At 67.9% G+C, this 20,196-nt stretch carries 17 protein-coding genes; 10 read left to right on the forward strand and 7 right to left on the reverse strand.

What is annotated here, in order from left to right:
- Positions 1 to 190: 190 nt before the first annotated feature.
- The 3 genes from O0K41_RS14735 to O0K41_RS14745 are packed head-to-tail and all read right to left on the reverse strand — an operon-like array spanning position 191 to position 2,319.
- A complete protein-coding gene (locus tag O0K41_RS14735) occupies positions 191 to 811 on the reverse strand; it encodes a thymidine kinase (RefSeq protein ID WP_005407490.1) in 621 nt (206 codons plus the stop codon).
- A 9-nt stretch (positions 812 to 820) separates the two neighbouring features.
- Complete coding sequence (locus O0K41_RS14740; protein WP_049449738.1) at positions 821 to 1,552, reverse strand: sel1 repeat family protein; 732 nt, start codon at positions 1,550 to 1,552, stop codon at positions 821 to 823.
- A 38-nt stretch (positions 1,553 to 1,590) separates the two neighbouring features.
- Positions 1,591 to 2,319: an SEL1-like repeat protein gene (locus O0K41_RS14745; protein ID WP_049449739.1), complete on the reverse strand. Its 729-nt coding sequence runs from the start codon at positions 2,317 to 2,319 to the stop codon at positions 1,591 to 1,593.
- Positions 2,320 to 2,418: 99 nt separating this feature from the next.
- Here O0K41_RS14745 and O0K41_RS14750 point away from each other — a divergent pair, with 99 nt between their 5' ends.
- Positions 2,419 to 4,395 (forward strand): UvrD-helicase domain-containing protein, encoded by a 1,977-nt coding sequence (locus O0K41_RS14750; protein ID WP_164222969.1) that lies wholly within the window; start codon positions 2,419 to 2,421, stop codon positions 4,393 to 4,395.
- A 260-nt stretch (positions 4,396 to 4,655) separates the two neighbouring features.
- The gene (locus tag O0K41_RS14755) at positions 4,656 to 5,180 is read left to right on the forward strand and encodes a GNAT family N-acetyltransferase (RefSeq protein ID WP_033834574.1); all 525 of its coding nucleotides are present in this window, start codon (positions 4,656 to 4,658) and stop codon (positions 5,178 to 5,180) included.
- Positions 5,181 to 5,258: 78 nt separating this feature from the next.
- On the opposite strand, the gene O0K41_RS14760 is transcribed toward O0K41_RS14755, so the two are convergent.
- Complete coding sequence (locus O0K41_RS14760; RefSeq protein WP_005411818.1) at positions 5,259 to 5,912, reverse strand: DUF480 domain-containing protein; 654 nt, start codon at positions 5,910 to 5,912, stop codon at positions 5,259 to 5,261.
- Between the two features lie 101 nt (positions 5,913 to 6,013).
- Here O0K41_RS14760 and O0K41_RS14765 point away from each other — a divergent pair, with 101 nt between their 5' ends.
- From O0K41_RS14765 to plsB, 4 genes are all read left to right on the forward strand, one after another.
- Positions 6,014 to 6,937 carry a 5'-nucleotidase, lipoprotein e(P4) family gene (locus O0K41_RS14765; protein WP_021202272.1) on the forward strand — a complete coding sequence of 308 codons (924 nt, stop codon included), beginning with the start codon at positions 6,014 to 6,016 and terminating at the stop codon, positions 6,935 to 6,937.
- Positions 6,934 to 7,659: an orotidine-5'-phosphate decarboxylase gene (gene pyrF, locus O0K41_RS14770; protein ID WP_049449742.1), complete on the forward strand. Its 726-nt coding sequence runs from the start codon at positions 6,934 to 6,936 to the stop codon at positions 7,657 to 7,659. The genes O0K41_RS14765 and pyrF overlap by 4 nt, the downstream gene beginning before the upstream one ends.
- A 424-nt stretch (positions 7,660 to 8,083) precedes the next feature.
- On the forward strand, positions 8,084 to 9,037 hold the full coding sequence (locus O0K41_RS14775; protein ID WP_308304523.1) for a hypothetical protein: 954 nt from the start codon (positions 8,084 to 8,086) through the stop codon (positions 9,035 to 9,037).
- Positions 9,037 to 11,673, forward strand: coding sequence for a glycerol-3-phosphate 1-O-acyltransferase PlsB (gene plsB, locus O0K41_RS14780; protein ID WP_005407500.1), 2,637 nt, complete (start codon positions 9,037 to 9,039; stop codon positions 11,671 to 11,673). Before O0K41_RS14775 ends, plsB begins: the two co-directional genes overlap by 1 nt.
- Positions 11,674 to 11,761: 88 nt before the next feature.
- Here plsB and O0K41_RS14785 read toward each other — a convergent pair whose 3' ends face one another.
- The gene (locus O0K41_RS14785; protein ID WP_005407501.1) at positions 11,762 to 11,965 is read right to left on the reverse strand and encodes a YdcH family protein; all 204 of its coding nucleotides are present in this window, start codon (positions 11,963 to 11,965) and stop codon (positions 11,762 to 11,764) included.
- Positions 11,966 to 12,055: 90 nt separating this feature from the next.
- Between O0K41_RS14785 and ttcA the strand changes: the two genes are divergently transcribed.
- From ttcA to O0K41_RS14800, 3 genes are read left to right on the forward strand one after another with little or no spacing between them, the layout of a single operon-like run.
- Positions 12,056 to 12,976: a tRNA 2-thiocytidine(32) synthetase TtcA gene (gene ttcA / locus O0K41_RS14790; protein ID WP_169447942.1), complete on the forward strand. Its 921-nt coding sequence runs from the start codon at positions 12,056 to 12,058 to the stop codon at positions 12,974 to 12,976.
- Positions 12,977 to 13,012: 36 nt separating this feature from the next.
- Positions 13,013 to 13,918, forward strand: coding sequence for a recombination-associated protein RdgC (locus O0K41_RS14795; RefSeq protein WP_005411825.1), 906 nt, complete (start codon positions 13,013 to 13,015; stop codon positions 13,916 to 13,918).
- A gap of 59 nt (positions 13,919 to 13,977) precedes the next feature.
- Complete coding sequence (locus tag O0K41_RS14800) at positions 13,978 to 14,757, forward strand: SprT family zinc-dependent metalloprotease (RefSeq protein ID WP_049449745.1); 780 nt, start codon at positions 13,978 to 13,980, stop codon at positions 14,755 to 14,757.
- 495 nt (positions 14,758 to 15,252) lie between these two features.
- Here the strand turns inward: O0K41_RS14800 and O0K41_RS14805 are convergent, their stop codons facing one another.
- Entirely contained in the window at positions 15,253 to 16,119 is an 867-nt protein-coding gene (locus O0K41_RS14805) for a methylglyoxal synthase (protein ID WP_149500590.1), read from the reverse strand.
- Between the two features lie 167 nt (positions 16,120 to 16,286).
- On the opposite strand from O0K41_RS14805, the gene O0K41_RS14810 reads away from it, so the two are divergent.
- The gene (locus O0K41_RS14810; protein ID WP_164222967.1) at positions 16,287 to 18,695 is read left to right on the forward strand and encodes an ATP-binding protein; all 2,409 of its coding nucleotides are present in this window, start codon (positions 16,287 to 16,289) and stop codon (positions 18,693 to 18,695) included.
- On the opposite strand, the gene O0K41_RS14815 is transcribed toward O0K41_RS14810, so the two are convergent.
- Positions 18,681 to 20,126 (reverse strand): FAD-dependent oxidoreductase, encoded by a 1,446-nt coding sequence (locus O0K41_RS14815; RefSeq protein WP_005407507.1) that lies wholly within the window; start codon positions 20,124 to 20,126, stop codon positions 18,681 to 18,683. The two genes, O0K41_RS14810 and O0K41_RS14815, sit on opposite strands and share 15 nt — an antisense overlap.
- Positions 20,127 to 20,196 lie beyond the last annotated feature (70 nt).

The following is a 20,196-nucleotide window of genomic DNA, read 5'->3' on the forward strand; positions in this document are numbered from 1 at the left end:
CGGTGTCGGAGTGCGGGGTGTCAGCCGCATGGATGCGGCTGCCAAGCTTACAGGGACGTACTTGCAGCGTCCCCGCAGTCCGACACCGCCCCGCCATCACACGCAATGCCAGCTCTTGCTGTTGCTGTTGCCGGCCAGCGGCCGGCACTACCGCGGGTGCAGGGCTGCAAGCCCTGCAAAAGAACACCCGTTACAGCGGCAGGGGCGCCTGCGCCGGATCGATCCGCCCTTCACCGCGGGTGATCTTCTTGAACTCGGCACGGCTGACCGACACGTAGCGGTCGTTGCCACCGATCTCCACCTGCGGGCCATCCTTCACTGCATGGCCATGTTCGTCCACGCGTACCGTCATCGTCGCCTTCTTCCCGCTGTGGCAGATGGTCTTGATCTCCTGCATCTCGTCGGCCCAGGCCAGCAGGTACTGGCTGCCCTCGAACAGCTCGCCGCGGAAATCGGTGCGCAGGCCGTAGCACAGCACCGGAATGCGCAGCTGGTCGACCACCTCGCTGAGCTGCCAGACCTGGGCGCGCGTGAGGAACTGCGCTTCATCCACCAGCACGCAGCCCATCGGGCCGTTGGCGGCCAGGTCCTGTTCGACCCAGTGCTGCAGGTCGGTGTCACGGTCGAAGGCCATGCCGTCCGCACGCAGGCCGATACGCGAGGCCACCACGCCGGCGCCGGCACGATCATCCAGGCGCGGGGTCAGGATCGCCACCCGCATGCCGCGTTCGCGGTAGTTGTGCGCGCTCTGCAGCAGGGTCGTGGTCTTGCCGGCGTTCATCGCCGAATAGTAGAAATAGAGCTTGGCCATCGCCCAATTCTAGTCGTCCACCGCCTTGTCGTCGCGGACCGCGTCCGGCCGTCCTATCTCGACGCTGGGGGTCAGCGCGGGGCGCCAGTAGTTGTCCTGCAGGCACCAGTAGTCGGCGGCGCGCCAGTAGTCGTTGTCGTAGACGATGCTGCCCGGCGTCACGATGCCCTGCTCGTTGCCGCGGCGCTGGACGACGATCAGGCCGGAGCTCACGTACCCGAGGCGGCTGCCGGTGATCTGCTGGCGGCCGTCCCTGAGGGCGCGCTCCATGCGAGGCTTGGCCACGCGGTCGCCATAGTCGGCATAGATCTGCTGGCCGCGCTCGATCGCCTGTGCCTGCTGCAGTGCGTCCAGGCGTGCCCAGTAGTGCTCCCGCAGCACCAGGAAGTCGTGATACATGCGCTCGGCGGCAAGGTCCATCCAGATGTAGGCCATCACCGGATCGGCCCGGGTACCGAGGCCCTCCTGGTACAGCCGCGCCACCATGGCCTGGGAGAATTTGTCGGCGTAGCGCGCCGAACGCTTGTAGTAGTCCAGCGCCCTGGCGGGCTGTCTGTCCCGTTCGGCCCGCTGGGCCATGCTGCGCCAGAACAGGTCCGGATGGGCATCGAAGAAGCCTCCGGTCAGGACGGTTGGCGGGATCTGCCGCGGGGCCTCCACCGGGCATTCCCTGGCGGTCACGGCAGCGGCCATCGACAGGCCCAGCAGCAGGCAGAAGAGTGGAGCTTGCTTCGCTTTCATATGATCGCCCTCCTGGCAATGACCATGGAATACGAACGTCAGCGCCCCGCGCCTTCCACGGGGCTGAGTGGGCCGACCTCGACGCTGCGGCCGCGGAATTCCTGTTCCCAGATGCGGTCCTGCATGCACCAGTACGCCGCAGGGTCCCAGTAGGCATCGCGATAGTAGTCATCGCCACGGGTGGGCCAGCCGGCTTCGGGGCCGTCGGACAGTTCCACCTGCAGCATCGAGCTGACCCAGCCGGTACGGCTGCCGGTCATGCGGCTGCGGTCCACGCGCATGGCAGCCTCCATGCGCGGCTTGGCCGTGGCATCGCCGTAGGCCGCATACAGCGCCGGTCCTTCGGCGAGCACCCGTTGCCGCTGCGCGGCATCCAGGCGGTTCCAGTAGCGCTCGCGCTCCAGCAGCAGGTCGCGGTAGCCGCGTTCGGCGGCCAGGTCCATCCAGATGTAGGCCAGCACCGGATCAGGGGCGGTACCCGTGCCTTCCTGGTACATGCGCGCGACCAGCGACTGCGACAGCTTGTCGGCGTGCGCGGCCGCCCGCTTGAAACGCACCAGCGCATGATCGGGCCGGCCCTGGCGCCACGACTGCAGGCCCAGCTCGCGCCAGTGCAGGTCAGGATGAGCCTGCAGGAAGCCCGGGGTCATCAGCGCCGACCGCAACGATGCGCCAGCATCGGGCGCGCAGTCCGCACTGCGGGCAGCCAACGGCGCCAGCAGCAACAGCAGGGTGCCCAGCAGGGCGGCAGAGGCGGTCGGGCGCATGCACCTGGCTCCAGTGCTCCGGTGGCGAATCAATAGCTTAGGAACGGCGTGCATGCAAGTCAGGTCCGCCCGCTGCGGCCCCGCTACAATCCCATTCCCATGCACGGTCTCAATCCCCCTCAAGCCGCCGCCGTCCTGCACATCGAAGGTCCGTTGCTGGTGCTCGCCGGCGCGGGCAGCGGCAAGACGCGCGTGATCGTGGAAAAGATCGCCCACCTGATCGGCAGCGGCCGCTATCCGGCGCGCCGCATCGCAGCGATCACCTTCACCAACAAGTCGGCCAAGGAAATGCGCGAGCGTGTGGCCAGGCGCCTGCGCGAGCAGGACGCCGACGAGGTGACCATCTGCACCTTCCATGCGCTGGGCCTGAAGTTCCTGCAGATCGAACACGCGGCCGTGGGCCTGAAGCGTGGCTTCTCGATCTTCGATGCCGATGATGCCGCTGCGCAGATCAAGGACCTGATGTATGGGGCCAAGCCCGACGACATCGAGGACATGAAGAACCTGGTGTCGCGCGCCAAGAACGCCGGCCTGTCGCCCGAGCAGGCGATGGCCGCCGCGCGCAGCAACCGCGAGAAGGAAGCGGCCAGCGTCTATGAGCGCTACCAGTTGCGCCTGACGGCGTTCAACGCGGTCGACTTCGATGACCTGATCCGTTTGCCGGTGCAGATCCTGGAGGAAAATCCGGAGATCGCGCTGGCTTGGCGCGAGCGCATCGGCTACCTGCTGGTGGACGAATGCCAGGATACCAACGACGCGCAGTACCGGCTGCTCAAGCAGCTGGCCGGCGATAAGGGCAACTTCACCTGCGTGGGTGACGATGACCAGTCGATCTACGCCTGGCGCGGCGCCAATCCGGAAAACCTGCAGCAGATGGGGCGCGACTATCCCACGCTGGAGATCATCAAGCTGGAGCAGAACTACCGCTGCTCCAACCGCGTGCTGCGCGCGGCCAACGCGCTGATCGCCAACAACCCGCATGAGCACCTGAAGAAGCTGTGGAGCGACCAGGCCGACGGTGAACGCATCCGCGTATGGGAATGCCGCAACAGCGAGCACGAAGCGGAAAAGGTCGCGGCCGAGATCGCCTTCGTGGCGCAGTCGCGCAACGTGCCTTGGAGTGATTTCTGCATCCTGTTCCGCGGCAACTTCCAGTCACGGCCGCTGGAAAAGGCGATGCAGCTGCTGCGCATTCCCTACCACCTGACCGGCGGCACCATGTTCCTGGAGCGTCAGGAAGTGAAGGACACGCTGGCCTGGTTGCGGCTGCTGGTGAATCCGGACGACGACACCGCGTTCATGCGTGCGGTGCAGTCGCCCAAGCGTGATGTCGGTGCCGGCACGCTGGCCAGGCTGGCCGAGCTGGCGCAGGAAAAGGACATGCCGATGGCACAGGCTGCCGAGGCGATCGGCGCCCTGCAGCAGCTGCCGCCGCGCGCCGCCAACAGCCTGGCGCGCTTCACCGACATCCTGCGCGACCTGCGCGCGCAGATGCGGCAGATCAGTTCCGGCGACATGATCCGCAAGGTCGCCAAGGAATCCGGCCTGCTCAGTGAACTGCGCCAGCAGGCCAAGGAAGAAGCCAGCTACCAGCGCCGTGCCAACAACATCGAGGAGCTGGCGCAGTGGTTCGAGGGCGGCCCGCGCGGCGCCACTGCCGCTGACCTGGCCGGCCAGCTGGCGCTGCTGTCACGCAGCGACAAGGACGAGGGTGGCAACCAGGTGCGCATGATGACCATGCACGCCTCCAAGGGCCTGGAATTCCCGTACGTGTTCATCGTTGGCTGCGAGGATGGCGTGCTGCCCCACCAGGTCAGCCTGGACGAGGGCAACCTGCAGGAAGAGCGGCGGCTGCTGTACGTGGGCATCACCCGCGCCAAGATCCAGCTGTGGATGAGTTACAGCAAGCTGACGCGCAAGTTCGGTGAGCATGTGCGGCTGAAGCCGAGCCGGTTCTTCGATGAGATCCCGGCCGAGGAGATCCAGCGTGATGGCGCTGATCCGGTGGCCGATGCGGCGCGCAAGAAGGAACGGGCGAGTGCGGGGTTGGCGGCGATCGAGGCATTGTTCGACTAGGGCGCTCCAACGGCGCCGCCCCTCCGTGGTGGGGCACGCGTTGGTTCCGCAGTGTGCCCGATCGGGGTGGGTTCGCGGGGGACGCCGTGAACCCGTCCCTGGGGGCTTAGCCGCGCCATCCATGGCGCGGATACCCCCGCGAACCCACCCCGATCGGCCTCTGACAGATGCCGGGCGCTTCCTTCCACGGCAATGCAAAGAAAATCAAAAGCAGCAGCCGGGGTTGAGGCAGAATCGGGGTTTCGGCTGGAGGTCCACCTGTGCAACCGATCGAGAGTGAACGCCTGCGCCTGCGTGCGATCGAGCCTGATCGCGATGCGGCGCCAATGCTGGCGCTGTTGAATGATCCGGGCTTCGTGCGCTTCATTGGCGACCGCAATGTGCGCAGTGAGGAGCAGGCGCGGGACTACATCGCGCTGCGTGTGCTGCACAGCTATGCGTTGAACGGGTTCGGCATGTACGCCATCGAGCGGCTGTCCGACGGTGCCTGGCTGGGCAATGCCGGACTGGTACGGCGTGATGGGCTGCCGGGTCCGGACATCGGCTATGCGGTGCTGTCGGAATTCGCCGGGCAGGGCTATGCCGGTGAGGCGGCGCGGGCAGTGTTCGCGCATGCGCGCGCTGGGCTGGGCCTGCACGATCTGTATGGCATCACCGATCTGGACAACGTGGTGTCCGGGAAGATCCTGCTGGGGTTGGGCATGCAGGAGCGCGGGGTGATCCAGCTGCCGGGCGTGGACAGCCCGAGCCGGTTGTATGCCACGCCGGGTGCGGCGCAGGTCTGACCCCTGATGTTGGTAGGTGCCGACCGTTGGTCGGCACGATTCAGATGCAGTGCCGACCAACGGTCGGCACCCACCCCTTCAACCGCGCAGTTCGGCCAGCTGTGCCTGCAGTTCGGCCACGGCCGCTTCCAGCTGCGCCACGCGCTCGGCCAGGCCCGGGTCGGCTGCATCGCTGCTGCCACCGCCGCTGCTGGCGTACCTGGCCGCCAGCGCCGCACCGTCCACTTCACCGCACAGCAGGTGCATGTAGCGGTCTTCGCGCTGCCCACTGGCGCGCGGCAGCACCACCAGCAGCGCGCGCTGCTGCAGGCGCTCGATGGCGTGGCGGGCTTCGTCGGCGTCGGCGAAGCGGTGCAGGCGCTCGCTGCGCGTGATCAGTTCGCCCAGGGTCTGCGGCCCACGCAGCAGCAGCAGCGCCAGCAGCACGGTCTGCTGCCGGGTCAGGTCCAGAGCGGCCTGCAGGCGGTGCTCGTAGCGGTCCGCGCGCGAGGAGAAGTGCTGGCGGGCCAGGCCCAACGCCTCCAGCTGGCGCAGCGCGTGCTGCACGCTGCCGGCATCGATGTTCATCACCGGCTCACGAGCAGTCTTCTGGTTGGCAGCCGACTGGGCGGCATTGACCGTCAGTGGATAGGTGTCCGGCGTGGTCGCCTCCTTTTCCACCAGGCAGCCCAGCAGGCGGGCCTGCACGGCGTCGAGCAGGGGGACGTCGGGGGTCTGGACGGAATCGGTCATGGCGGCCTCCGGAAGGGCAACGGGTCAACCGCCAAGCATAGCCGTCCCGGGGCCGCCTTTGCCGGTAAAATGCGCCGGTATATCTGATTGCCGGTGAATCCATGCGTCGTCCCGTTTCCCTGTCCCTGACCCTGCTCGCCACTGCGGCGCTGGGCCTGTCCGCCTGCAAGCGCGTGGATGCGCCTGCTGCCGAAGCCGCTGCCCCGGAGGCCCCGGCCGCCGCTGCCAAGGCTGATGGCGCGCTTGATGCGACCGCCAACGACAATCTCAACGCCGTGCTGTGGATGCAGCGCGCGCAGGAGTACAAGGCAATCACCGAGCAGACCTACCGCGCCGCCGCCGACCACCTGGACGCCGCGCTGAAGGAAGCGCACTGGGATGCGCTGGTGCCGGAGGAACGCGGCAACGAGGCCAAGGGCCTGAAGCCGGCCGTGGTGCTGGACGTGGATGAGACCGTGCTGGACAACTCGCCCTACCAGGCGCGCCTGGTACGCGACGGCAAGGAATACGACGAGCTGAGCTGGGACCAGTGGGTGGCCGAAAAGAAGGCCAAGGCCATTCCGGGCGTGGTCGATTTCGCCAAGGCCGCCAACGCCAAGGGCGTAACCCTGCTGTACATCTCCAACCGCGCCGTGCACCTGAAGGACGCGACCCTGGCCAACCTGCGCGAGCAGGGGCTGCCGGTGGCCGATGACAGCGTGTTCCTGGGCCTGGGCACCGTGGTCGAAGGCTGCGAGCAGGCCGGCAGCGAGAAGAACTGCCGCCGCCGCCTGGCCGGGCAGAAGTACCGCGTGCTGATGCAGTTCGGCGACCAGCTGGGCGACTTCGTGGAAGTGACCGCCAACACCAACGAAGGCCGTGACGCCCTGCTGCAGCAGTACCACGACTGGTTCGGCGAGCGCTGGTGGATGCTGCCGAACCCGACCTACGGCGGTTTCGAGCCGGCGCAGTTCAACAATGACTACAGCCAGTCGCGCCAGGCCCGCCACGACGCCAAGCGCGCAGCCCTGGACTACGCGCCGTGAGCCGCGCGCCGCTGCCGCTGCGCGATGACGAGCGCCTGATCTTCGCGCTGGACGTGCCTGACCGCGCGCAGGCGCTGGAGTGGGTCGACCGCCTTGGCGACAGCGTGGCGTTCTACAAGATCGGCATGGAACTGCTGGCGTCGGGCGAGTACTTCCAGGTGCTGGACGAGCTGGCCCGCCGCGACAAGCGCGTGTTCGTCGACCTGAAGTTCTTCGATATCCCGGCCACTGCCGCGGCGGTGATCAAGCGCCTGTCGCAGTGGCCGGTCAGCTACGCCACCATCCACGGCTGGCACCCGGCGATGATGGAAGCCTGCGCCGCCGCCAACAGCAGCGACATGCGCCTGCTGGCGGTGACCGTGCTGACCTCGATGGGCCGCCCGGACCTGGCGCAGATGGGCATCGACCGTGAACCGGTGGACGTAGTGGTCGAACGCGCGCTGGCCGCGCAGGCGGCCGGTATCGCTGGCGTGATCGCCTCAGGCCAGGAAGCCGGCCCGATCCGCGCCGCTACCGGCGCCGGGTTCTCGATCGTCTGCCCGGGCATCCGCCCCGGTGGCCCGGTCGGCGATGACCAGAAGCGTACCGTTGGCGTGGCCCAGGCCTTTGCCGATGGCGCCGATGCCATCGTGGTTGGCCGTCCGATCCGCCTGGCCACCGATCCGCAGGCCGCGGCCCGGGCCATCCAGCAGGAAATCGCGTCGGCGCTGGCTGCGCGCTGAGATTCCGTTGCGCAGGCTGCAGGCCCGAACGCCATCCCGACCCGCGCGGGATGGCGTTTCTGCATCCGTCCAGCAAGCGGTTGTGCCCGAATCGCCGCAAAACCTGCTGTAGATTTCATGGTCTCCATGCCAGGCATCAGGACGATCAATAAAATCAATAATTTAGGCCGCACTACGTGAAGTGTTGCCTTAACTTGAACGCCAGCGTAGGATCGCCGCCATCCGGTCCTCGGACCGGACATGTGCCACAACACTGTCCACCGGCCCTGCGCCGGTTTGAAGAGCCTGTGATCCCCGTGATCCCGGCTCTTTTTTTATTCCCATCAGTGACTTGCACAAGCAACAGCGGAAACCGTGACGTCCCGGCTTGCCGCTGTCACGTCACAGGCCGCAAGATGCGGACCGGTCCGGGGAGTCCGAGTGCATGAGCGTGGCAGTGCGAGGAAGGTCTGCGCGTGGATGGGGGCTGGCAGCCATGCTGCTGCTGGCCGTGGCGGCGTGTCGTGAATCGGCCCAGGACCCGGCCAAGCCGGCGGCCGAGCCGGTCGCGGCGGTGCAGGCCATGGCGCTGCGCCTGGCCGAGGACGATCTGGTCGGCTATGCAAAGCTGTCGGTGCCGCCCAGCCAGTACCAGCGCCTGCAACAGGCCTGGACCGAAGGCCACAGCCAGTGGCCGCTGACCGAACTGCCGCTGGGCGACCAGCTGCTGCCGACGCTGGCCGCACTGCGCAAGCCCAACGCCAGCGCCGAACTGCAGCGCAGCTTCGATCGCCAGCTGGCCGGACAGGCCGGCGCGGTTCGCCAGGCCGCGCAATCGATGGGCAACTTCGGTGTGCAGTACCTGCGCCACCAGAAGGGCTATACGCCTGGCCAACAGGCGCATTACATCGCCCTGGTCGAAACCCTGGCCAGCTGGGCGCAGGGTGCCCCGATCAGTGACCGGGCCCGCGCACGCAGCACCATCGCCGCGCTGGTCGGCGCCGCCAACAAGGTCGGCTTCGACGACGAAGCCGGCCTGCAGGCCGCGGGCATGGAAGGCAGCCTGGCGCAGCTGGCGCCGTTCATCCACACCCTCAAGGCGGTGCTGGGCAGCTACGGGCTGGGCGTGGACGACGCGTTGCGCAGCGTGCGCGGCGAACTGCTGTCGGTGGAAGGTGACAACGCCCTGGTACGCCTGCGCTACGACCTCGCCGGTCGCGAGATGAGCCTGCAGCTGCCGCTGAGCCGCCGCGAAGGCCATTGGTACCTGACCCGCACCCTGGCCGATACCGACGCCCTGCTGCGCAAGGCCGATGCGGCCCGCGCCGCTGCGTCGCCGTCACCGGCTGAAGCCCCCGCCGAGGGTGGGGAAGCGGCAACGCCGCCGCCTAAGCCATAATGGCGCCGATGTCGAAACAGAACCCGCTGCCGTTCCCCGGCGAAGAATCCCAGTCGACGCCCGCCGATACGGTGCCGGCGTCCCCCTCGACCGGTACCGGCCCGAACCCGGTACCGCCGCCCGCGCACGCGCGTCCGGCCGGCCGACGCCCACTGTGGGCACGGTTGCTGGGCCGCCTGGTCGAGCCGTGGCTGTCGCTGAAGATCGAGCCGGAAGACCCGGGCCAGTACAACGATGGCCGCCCGGTCATGTACGTGCTGGAAGACTACGGCCTGTCCAACGCGCTGATCCTGGACAAGGCCTGCCGCCAGGCCGGCCTGCCGTCGCCGCTGGTGCCGCTGGCCGGTGACCCGACCGGGCGCAAGCGCGCCTACCTGGCGCTGTCGCGGCGCAGCTCCAGCAATTCGCTGATCCCCGAGCAGCGCGGTGCCAAGACCCATTCCGATTCGCTGGCCAAGGTCCTGCAGGCACATCGCGTGCGCGATGACCTGGACGTGCACCTGGTGCCGGTGTCGATCTTCGTCGGCCGCGCGCCGGACAAGCAGAGCGGCTGGTTCGCGGTGCTGTTCTCGGAAAACTGGGCGCTGGTCGGCCGCTTCCGCCGCCTGCTGGCGGTGCTGCTCAATGGCCGCAGCACCATCGTCCGCTTCGCGCCGCCGATCTCGCTGCGTTCCATCATCGACGAAGGCCTGGAGCCGGAACGCACGGTACGCAAGCTGCAGCGCGTGCTGCGCACCCATTTCCGCCGCATCCGTGAATCGGTGATCGGCCCCGACCTGTCGACCCGTCGCCTGCTGGTGGACCAGGTGCTGGCCGCCGAACCGGTGCGCGAAGCGATCGCCGCGCAGGCCAAGCGCGACAATTCGAAGACGGCCGATGCCTGGAAGAAGGCACACGCCTACGCCTGGGAAATCGCCGCGGACTATTCCAGCCCGGTGGTGCGCTCGGCCAGCTTCATGCTCAGCCACGTGTGGAACCGCATCTATGCGGGCGTGCTGGTGCACCACCTGGACAAGTTCAAGGCCGCCGCGCCGGGCCACGAAGTGGTCTACGTGCCCAGCCACCGCAGCCACATGGACTACCTGCTGCTGTCCTACCTGCTGTACGACCGTGGCATCGTGCCGCCGCACATCGTGGCCGGCATCAACCTGAACCTGCCGGTGGTCGGCACCCTGCTGCGCAAGGGCGGTGCGTTCTTCATCCGCCGCTCGATCCGTGGCAACGCGCTGTACTCGGCCGTGCTCAGTGAGTACGTCGCGCAGCTGGTGGCCGGCGGCTACTCGCTGGAGTACTTCGTCGAAGGCGGCCGCTCGCGTACCGGCCGACTGCTGCAGCCCAAGGGCGGCATGATCTCGATGACGCTGCGTGCGTTCCTGCGCCAGCCACGCAAGCCGGTGCTGTTCCAGCCCATCTACATCGGCTACGAGAAGCTGATGGAAGGCGGCAGCTACCTGGACGAACTGTCCGGCCGGCCGAAGGAAAAGGAATCGATCTGGTCGCTGCTGTGGGGCATCCCGAAGGTGCTCAAGCAGAACTACGGCCAGGTGGTGGTGAACTTCGGCGAACCGATAGCACTGAACGACGTACTGGCCGAGAAGGCGCCGGAGTGGAAGGGCGAGGCGGTGTCCGAGGACGAGAAGCCAGCCTGGCTATCGACCACGGTGGACACGCTGGCCGAACGCATCCAGGTGCGCATCAACGGCGCCGCCGACGTCAACCCGATCAACCTGCTGGCGCTGGCGCTGCTGTCCACGCCGAAGCACGCGATGGGCGAGGCCGACCTGATCGCGCAGATCGAGCTGTGCAAGACGCTGCTGGTCGAGATGCCGTATTCGGACCGGGTGACGGTGACCCCGCACTCGCCGGAGCGGATCATCGCCCACGCCGAGGAAATCAACGTCCTCACCCGCATCAAGCACCCGCTGGGCGACGTGCTCAGCGTCAGCGGCGATACCGCGGTGCTGCTGAGCTACTTCCGCAACAACGTGCTGCACCTGTTCACCGCCTCGTCGTGGGTGGCCTGCTGCTTCCAGAACAACCGCCGCATGAGCCGTACCGGCCTGGTCCAGCTGGGCCGCACGGTGTACCCGTTCCTGCAGGCCGAGCTGTTCCTGCCGTGGAGCGAGGACGAATTCGCACAGCGCATCGACCAGACCATCAACGTGTTCGTGCGTGAGGGCCTGCTGCAGAACGTCAATGACGACGACGGCGGCATCCTGGCGCGCAACACCGGGCAGACCGACGAGGTGTTCCGCCTGCGTGCGATCGGCCACTCGCTGCAGCAGGCGTTCGAGCGCTACTACATCGCCATTTCGGTGCTGGTGAAGAACGGCCCGGGCGTGCTGGGTGCGGCCGAGCTGGAAAGCCTGTGCCAGCAGGCGGCGCAGCGTCTGAGCCTGCTCTATGCACCGGCCGCGCCGGAGTTCTTCGACCGAACCCTGTTCCGCGGCTTCATCCAGAAGCTGCGCGAACTGCGCCTGGTGTGGCCGGACGAGAACAGCAAGCTGCTGTTCGACGAGCGCCTGGATGCCTGGGCCAAGGACGCCAAGTTCATCCTTGGCCGCGAACTGCGCCACACCATCGAACGGGTCAGCCCGGAAGCAGCGCGCCCGGACGAGCCGGCGCCGCAGGATTGAAGGCAGCGCCGGGCCATGCGGTGGGTGTGGACCTTGGTCCACACCTCCCAGCCGTGCCAACCAGGGTTGGCACCCACCAGGACGGTCTTTAGGCCGGTTCGTCGGGAATCTGCAGGCTTTCCAGCCTGGCAATGCAGTCCTTCAACTGCAGCTTGCGCCGCTTCAGACGCTTGGCTTCCAGCTCGTCCTCGCCGTTGGCGGCCATGCGGGTGATCTGTTCATCCAGCAGGCGGTGCTCGGCGCGCAGGGCGGCGAGGCGTTCGACAATCTCGGCGGGGTCGTAGGTATCCACGGCTTCGAGGATACACAGCGATGATGACCGCCGGGAGAGGGGAATCCCGACCCCCGGCCGTGGCCGCTCCGAGCCGTTAGAATGGAGCCCATGAGTGCCGTGATTTCCCTCCCCGATCCCCAGCCGCGCGCCGCCCGCGATCCGCGCGTGGCCGAGCGCGAGCAGCACAAGCTGGCCAAGCGCCTGCGCCGCCAGGTCGGCGAGGCGATTGCCGACTTCGGCATGATCGAGGCCGGCGACAAGGTGATGGTCTGCCTGTCCGGCGGCAAGGACAGCTACACCCTGCTGGACGTGCTGCTGCAGCTGCAGAAGAAGGCGCCGGTGCCGTTCGAGCTGGTGGCGGTGAACCTGGACCAGAAGCAGCCGGACTTCCCCGAGCACGTGCTGCCGGAGTACCTGGCCGGGCTGGGCGTGCCGTACCACATCATCGAGCAGGACACCTATTCGGTGGTCAGCCGGGTCATCCCGGAAGGCAAGACCATGTGTTCGCTGTGCTCGCGCCTGCGTCGTGGTGCGCTGTACAACTACGCCGAGACCCACGGCTTCACCAAGATCGCGCTGGGCCATCACCGCGACGACATGGTGGCCACGTTCTTCATGAACCTGTTCCACCACGCCAAGCTGTCGGGCATGCCGCCGAAGCTGCGCAGCGATGACGGCAAGCATGTGGTGATCCGGCCGCTGGCCTACGTGCGCGAGAGCGACATCGTCGACTACGCGCAGGCACGCCAGTTCCCGATCATTCCCTGCAACCTGTGCGGCAGCCAGGAGAACCTGCAGCGCCGCCAGGTCGGCCTGATGCTGAAGCAGTGGGAGAAGGACCACCCGGGCCGCATCGAGCAGATCGCGCGCGCCATGGGCGAAGTCCGGCCCTCGCAGCTGGCCGACACCACCCTGTTCGACTTCATGGCGCTGGGTCGTCGCGACGAAGCGCCGCTGCCTGACGCCCATGCCTGGCTGGCCGGTTCCACGGCCGACGCCGACGCAGATCCCGAGACGCCCACCGTTTAAGGTCGGTCGCCCTTCCTCTTTGCCATCCGGAATTCCATGTTCTTTCGCAACCTGACGTTCTTCCGTTTCCCGACCACCACCGATTTTTCCGAAGTCGACACGCTGCTGCCGCACGCCCTGCTCAAGCCGGTCGGCGCACTGGAAATGAATTCACGCGGCTTCATCTCGCCGTTCGGCCGCGAGGAGAAGGAACTGCTCTCCCACCGTATCGCCGAACACCTGTGGCTGACCGTGGGCGGCGAGGACAAGATCCTGCCGGCGGCGGTGGTCAACGACCTGCTCGAGCGCAAGCTGGAGGAGATCGAGGAGAAGGAAGGCCGCCGCCCGGGTGGCCGCGAACGCAAGCGGATGAAGGACGACCTGCTGCATGAACTGCTGCCGCGCGCCTTCGTGAAGTCCTCGCGCAACGACGCCTTCATCGACCTGCAGCACGGTTACGTGGCGGTGGATACCTCCAGCCGCAAGACCGGCGAGTACTTCATGTCCGACATCCGCGGCCTGCTCGGCAGCTTCCCGGCGATGCCGCTGAACGCCGAAGTCGCGCCGCGTTCGATCCTGACCGGCTGGATCGCCGGCGAGCCGCTGCCGACCGGGCTGAGCCTGGGCGAAGAGTGCGAGATGAAGGACCCGGTGGAAGGCGGCGCGGTGGTCAAGTGCCAGCACCAGGAACTGCGCTGCGACGAGATCGACAAGCACCTGGACGCCGGCAAGCAGGTGACCAAGCTGGCGCTGATCTTCGAGGACAACCTGTCCTTCGTCATCGGCGACGACCTGATCGTGCGCAAGCTGAAGTTCCTCGACGGCGCCCTGGACCAGCTGGAGCATGCCGACGAAGACGGCCGCCGCGCCGAGTTCGACGCCCGCTTCGCCCTGCAGAGCGCCGAGATCCGCCGTCTGTTCCTGTTGCTGGAAGAAGCCTTCAAGCTCAGCAAGGCTGACTGAACAGGCAGCCCGACGGCCGCCGGTCATCCGGCGGCCCGAAGCGGCGCTATGCTGGGCGCATGAGCCGTCTGCTGCGCCGCCTGATCAGCCCGACCCCGCCCGCCACCGTACAGCGCGACACCGTTCGCCTGCGCCTGGAGGATGCCGAGATCGAGGTACTGCGCGTGCGCGATCCGCGTGCGCGCCGCATCAAGCTGAGCGTGGACGAACGCGGCGCGCGCCTGACCCTGCCGCCGCGCGCAAGCCTGGTGATGGGCGAACGCTTCCTGGAACAGCACCGCGACTGGCTGGCACTGCAGCTGCGCCAGTACCAGGGCCAGGGCCTGCCGTCACCGCTGCAGCCGGGCGAAGACGGCGTGCTGCCCCTGCGCGGCGAACTGTTGCCGCTGCGCTGGCAGGAAGGCCGCTACGCGCGCCTGGAGATCGACGCGCATGGTGCCTGCGTGCAGTGGCCGACACGTGGTGGTGACGCCACCCTGCGTCGCCTGCTGCGCGAGTTCTACGAAGCACAGACCCGCGCCGACGTCGGCCGCTGGCTGCCGAAGTACCTGCCCACACTGCCGCGCGCACCCAGCCGCCTGCGATTGAAGGTGATGTCCTCGCAATGGGGCTCGCTCGCCCCCGATGGCAGCATGGCACTGGACCTGGCCCTCGTGCTCGGTCGTTCGGAAGCGTTCGAGTACGTGCTGGTGCACGAGCTCTGCCACCTGATCCAGCCCAACCACTCGCCCGCGTTCTGGCACGAAGTGGAACAACGCTTCCCCGCCTGGCGCGAACAGCGCGATTACTTCCAGCTCGAAGGGCGCCGACTGAAGGCGATGCTGCGGCAACTGCTATAGCGCGCGGGCGCTACAGCAGTTGCCCGCGCATTCTTCCTCTACCCCCGCCTTCGGCGCGCCCCTTCAACAGAAGGGGCTTTCCTCCAGAGAGTGGGCTGGGCAGTCGGGCAGGCTCGACGCTGCACAGAGTCTGCGCAGAGGATGAGCATTCCCCGCCCTGGCAACGCGCCATGGAGCGCGCGCAGCGCGCGACCCGCGCCTGCTCTTCTTTTCTTTCTTCCGTGGTGGGCACACCGGAATCGGTCCGTGGCCGGGCGGGGTGGGTTGCGCAGGGGCGTGAGCCGCATGGATGCGGCGACCGAGCTTACAGGGGTGAAGGCGCTTTGCTTGCGAAGCACTGCTTCGCAAGCGCCTGAACGCACAGCCGCCAGCGGCTGGGCCGGGCCCCGGAGGGGTACTTGCAGCGACCCCTGCGCAATCCACCCCGCCCGGCCAAGCACGGCTTTGCCTTCGGATACCACCCATCACGAGGGGCTCAGCCGTTGGCCGAAATCCTCACCTCGCCCGCAACGCCGCCGCCGCCGCCCAGCGCGCCGCCACCCGCGGCGCCGTAATGCACACCGCCTGGTCGGTCACCGTCGTCACCGCGCGCTCCAGCAGCTGGATATCCGCCTCATGCTGGCGCGCCACGTGCGGATCCTCGAAGAAGATCGCGCGCTGGCAGCGCCCTTCCAGTACCCGGTCGGCAATCTGCGCATCGCCGCCCATCGGGCCGCTCTGGTAGCGCGTCACCCAGGGCATATCGCTGGGCCAGCCACGGCTCCACGCCAGCTCGTTCAAGCGCTGGCCGGTGGTTCCGGTTGCCACCCGCTCACCGAACCGCGCCAGCACATCGAAGTGCTCATCGGCGAAGGCCAGCATCGCCGGCTTCATCGCGTCGTGCGCGATCAGCGCCAGCGTCTGTCCTTCGAACGCATGCAGGTCGTCGGCGCCAGCATCGGCAACCAGTCCGGCATGGATGCGTTCCACCTCGATCCAGTCGCGCGCGGTGGCCACGGTGGAAATGAAAGGCTTGCCGTGGATCACGCACTGCCGCTTCAGCGCCGTGGCTTCCGGAAACACCGAGGATGGATCGACCGGATCGATCAGGTAGACCGCGCCATCCAGTGTCCGATCCGGCCCCATGCCAACCACCTCGGCCACCAGCTTCATCAAGCCACCCTCGCGACCGTAGGGGTAGCGATGCAGGCCCGCGTATCCGGTCAGGAAGCCCTGACGCTGTATCGCGTCATGGGTGCGGCCGACCGCGTGCAGCGACACGCCCAGCTCGCGCAGGCCGGGTTCGCTGACGCGCAGCCAGCGGAACAGGGCGGCGCGCGCGTCGTGGTGATGGAGACGGTTGGCAGCCAGGCCGATGCGCATCGAATGCTCCGCAGATACGGGTGAAAGCGGCAGTGTATGTCGCCATTCACCTATCTTGGTGTTTTTACAACTTTCTTCATTGCGCCTCGTCCACGCGCCGCTAGCGTAAGAGGCAGCGGTACCGCTGCGCGGCCGTTCATTCCGCCCGCCAGAAGAGGATGCCCATCGTGAACGCCGCTGGCCTGCGTGCCGCCACCGCGGTCGTGGCCGGCCTGCTGTTGCCTGCCCTGGCCGCCGCTGCGGGTTGCAGGACGCCGCTGCGCATTGCCTGGCCCGCCGACCGCGCGCCGTTGTCCTCCAGCGAGCAGGGCCAGCCGCGCGGGCTCAGCGCGCAGTACCTGAAGCTGCTGGGCGCGCAGCGACCACTGCAGATGCAGCCATTGCCAACCGCCGCCATCGCTGAGGGAACGGTGCCGCCCGACGTCCAGGCACTGCTGGGCTGGTCGCGCTCGCAGTTGCCGACGGGGTGGGTGGCCAGTGCGCCCTACGTGCAGCTGCCACAGGTCATCGTGCGGCGCCGGGATGCATCGCCGGTGCTGGGCCTGGAGGCGTTGCGCGGAGGCACCGTGGCCAGTCCCGACCCGCTGTCGCTGGTCGGGGCGCTGACCGAACAGGCGTCTGGCGTGCAGCTGTTGCCCCCCGCCCCCATCGACGACGCCCTGTCACTGCTGGGCACGGGCCTGGTCGATGCCGTGGTCGCCAATCTTGGGGAGGTCGAGGCCGCGTTGCGCCACTATCGGGGCGAGCCGCTGGTAATCGCTGCGCCGGCCGGAATCGACGACGCGCCGGTGCTGGCCACCGTGCCCGCCTGCGCCGACGTCATCCCGGTGTTCGAGCGGGCCGTGTCGCAGCTGACCGCGAACGAACGCGAGGCGATCCGCACGTCCTGGCTGCCGAACCAGCCGCGACACCCGCCCTCTGCGTCCCCCCTGCGCTGGCTGGTGCCGGCCTCGCTGACCCTGCTGGCGCTCATGCTGGTGTACGCCTTCGGCTACTGGCGCGTGCATCGCGAGAGCGAGCGTCGCCGCGTGGCTGCGCAACGCCTGCAGGAGGTGACCTCGAATCTGCCAGCGGTGGTCTATCAGGCGCGTCGCTCTGCCACCGGCCACTACAGCTTTCCCCAGATCGCAGGCGACGTGCAGGCGTTGTTCGGAATCAGCGTGGAAACCGCCCTGATCGATCATCAGCGCCTGCTGGCTGCGGTTCATCCCGATGATCGCTCGCGGCTGATGGATACCGTCGACGCCGCTGCCCTGGCGCGGGGCCCGATCGATGTCACCTTTCGCACGCGCTCGCCACAAGGCTGGCGCTGGGTCCACTCGCATGGACGGCCGCTGTCCCTGGACAGCGGCGACGTCGAGTGGAGTGGCTACTGGATCGACGTAAGCGGAGTGCAGGCGCGCACCCATGCGCTGGCCGAGGCGCGCCGTGCGGCCGAGCAGGCAGCGCTGGCCAAGGCCCACTTCCTGGCAACCATGAGCCACGAGATCCGCACGCCGATGAGCACCCTGCTGGGCATGCTCGAGCGGTTGGAGGGCAGCGATCTGGATCATCGCCAGCAACAGGTGCTGGTGACCGTGGGTGATGCTGCCCAGATGCTGCGGCAGATCCTGGACGACGTGCTGCACAGCCAACGGCTGCAGGCACTGCCGCTGCAGCTGCGACCCACGAGCGTGGCGGCACTGGTGCGCGCGGTACAGCAGTTGCTGATGCCGGTGGCGGCCAGCCGGGGCCTGCATCTGCGGATCGAACTTGATCCGGAATTGCAGGCCGGATCGCTGGCCGATGGCCTGCGCCTGCGCCAGATCCTGTTCAACCTTGCCGGCAACGCGCTCAAGTTCACCGAGCATGGCGGCGTGGATCTGCAGGTGCAGGTGCTGCAGCAGCACGATCGCGGCCAACGTCTTCGCCTGCAGGTCAGTGACAGCGGGGTGGGCATCAGCCCGGAACGGCAACAGGCGGTGTTCGCTGCCTACACCCAGGCCGAGGCATCGACAACGCGCCGTTTCGGCGGCAGCGGCCTGGGCCTGGCGATCTGCCGTGAACTGGCTGCATCGATGGAAGCAGAACTGTGCCTGCGCAGCGCGCCAGGCAAGGGCACCACCGTGTGGCTGGAACTGGATCTGGACGCCTGTGAGTTGCCTGCCGAGGCATTGCCGCTTCCGGCAGAGGCGGCGCGGCCACTGTCGTCGGCCCGGGTGCTGGTAGCTGAAGATCACCCCACCAACCTGCACCTGCTGGAGCAGCGCCTGCATGATCTGGGTCTGCAGGTGCACGCCTGCGCCGATGGTCGCCAGGCCTTCGAGGCCTGGCAGGCGCGGGCGTTCGACCTGGTCATCACCGACTGCCACATGCCGCACATGGATGGCTTTGCCTTGGCACGGGCCATCCGCGCCGACGCCTGCGCGGTTCGCGCGCAGGTCCCGATCATCGCGCTCACGGCCAGCGCGCTGGATCGCACCCGCGAGGCCTGCCGCGAAGCGGGCATCGATCATTTCCTGGCCAAGCCGGTGGCGGCGCAGGAACTGCGGGGCTTGCTGGCCGTGCTGCTGGCGCCGGAATCAGTGCGCCAATAGGCGGATGATGCTGGCGGCGGCGTCGCGGCCTTCGGCCACGGCGGTCACCACCAGGTCGGCGCCACGCACTGCGTCACCGCCGGCGAACAGGCGCGGGTGCGCAGTCTGGAATGGCAGGCGGTCCTTGCCGCCAGCCACGATGCGGCCGTTGGACCGGCCTTCCACGCCGTGCTCGGCCAGCCACGCCGGCACGGTTGGCGAGAAGCCGAAGGCGATGATCACCACATCGGCCTCCAGCAGCGATTCGCTGCCGTCGATCGGCACCGCATTCTGGCGGCCATTGGCGTCGGGCTCACCCAGCCGGGTTTCGACCACGGTCACGCCGATCACCTCATCGTCGGCGCCGGCTTCGATCGACAGCGGCTGGCGGTTGAACAGGAAGCGCACGCCTTCCTCGCGCGCATTGGCCACTTCGCGCGCGCTGCCGGGCATGTTGGCTTCGTCGCGGCGGTAGGCACAGGTGACCTTGGCCGCGCCCAGCCGCACCGCGCTGCGCACGCAGTCCATGCCGGTATCACCGCCACCGAGCACCACCACGCGCTTGCCGTTGAGGTCGGGCAGGGCGATGCTGTCTTCCCAGCCGGCAATGGGCCGGCCCTTCGGATCATCGCCGCCGACGATGCGGCTGTTCTGCACCAGGAACGGCAGTGCCGGCAGCACGCCCTTCAGGTCCTGGCCGTCGAGGCCACCGTCGGTATAGCGGTAGGCACCGGTACCGACGAACACCGCATCGTGGCTGTCCAGCAGCTGCTGCACGCTGAGGTCACGGCCGATCTCCACACCGAGGCGGAACTGCACACCCATGCCCTCGAGCACTTCGCGGCGGCGGTGGATCACATCCTTGTCCAGCTTGAAGCTGGGAATGCCGAACTGCAGCAGGCCGCCGATCTGCTCGTAGCGGTCGTAGACCACGGCGGCAATGCCGGCGCGCGCCAGACGGTCGGCACAGGCCAGCCCGGCCGGGCCAGCGCCGATCACCGCCACGCTGTGGCCGGTCGGCTGCACCGCGCCCAGGTCCGGGCGCCAGCCCGTGGCCAGCGCGGTATCAACGATGTACTTCTCGACCGCGCCGATGGTGACTGCGCCGAATTCCTCCAGTGTGCAGCTGCCTTCGCACAGCCGGTCCTGCGGGCAGACCCGGCCGCACACTTCCGGCAGCGGGTTGGTGCTGTGGCACAGCGTGGCCGCTTCGTGGATGCGGTTTTCCTGCACCAGCTGCAGCCACTGCGGAATGGCGTTGTGCACCGGGCACTTCCAGCTGCAGTAGGGGTTGCCGCAGTCCAGGCAACGGCCGGCCTGGTACTGGGCGTCCTCCTTGCCGAACTTGCCGTACAACTCGCCCCAGTCGCCGGACGTGCGCAGTTCCACCGGAATGCGCTGCGGCATGGTGCGGGGCAGGTCGAGGAACTGGAAGGCGTGCTTGCGGCTCATGGCGGGCTCTGTGGTGTTTTGCGGTTGCCGGCCAGCGGCCGGCACTACGTGGTCCTGGGTTGCCGGCCAG

The organism is Stenotrophomonas sp. Sm2128, from assembly GCF_030985535.1.
GTDB lineage: Bacteria > Pseudomonadota > Gammaproteobacteria > Xanthomonadales > Xanthomonadaceae > Stenotrophomonas > Stenotrophomonas maltophilia.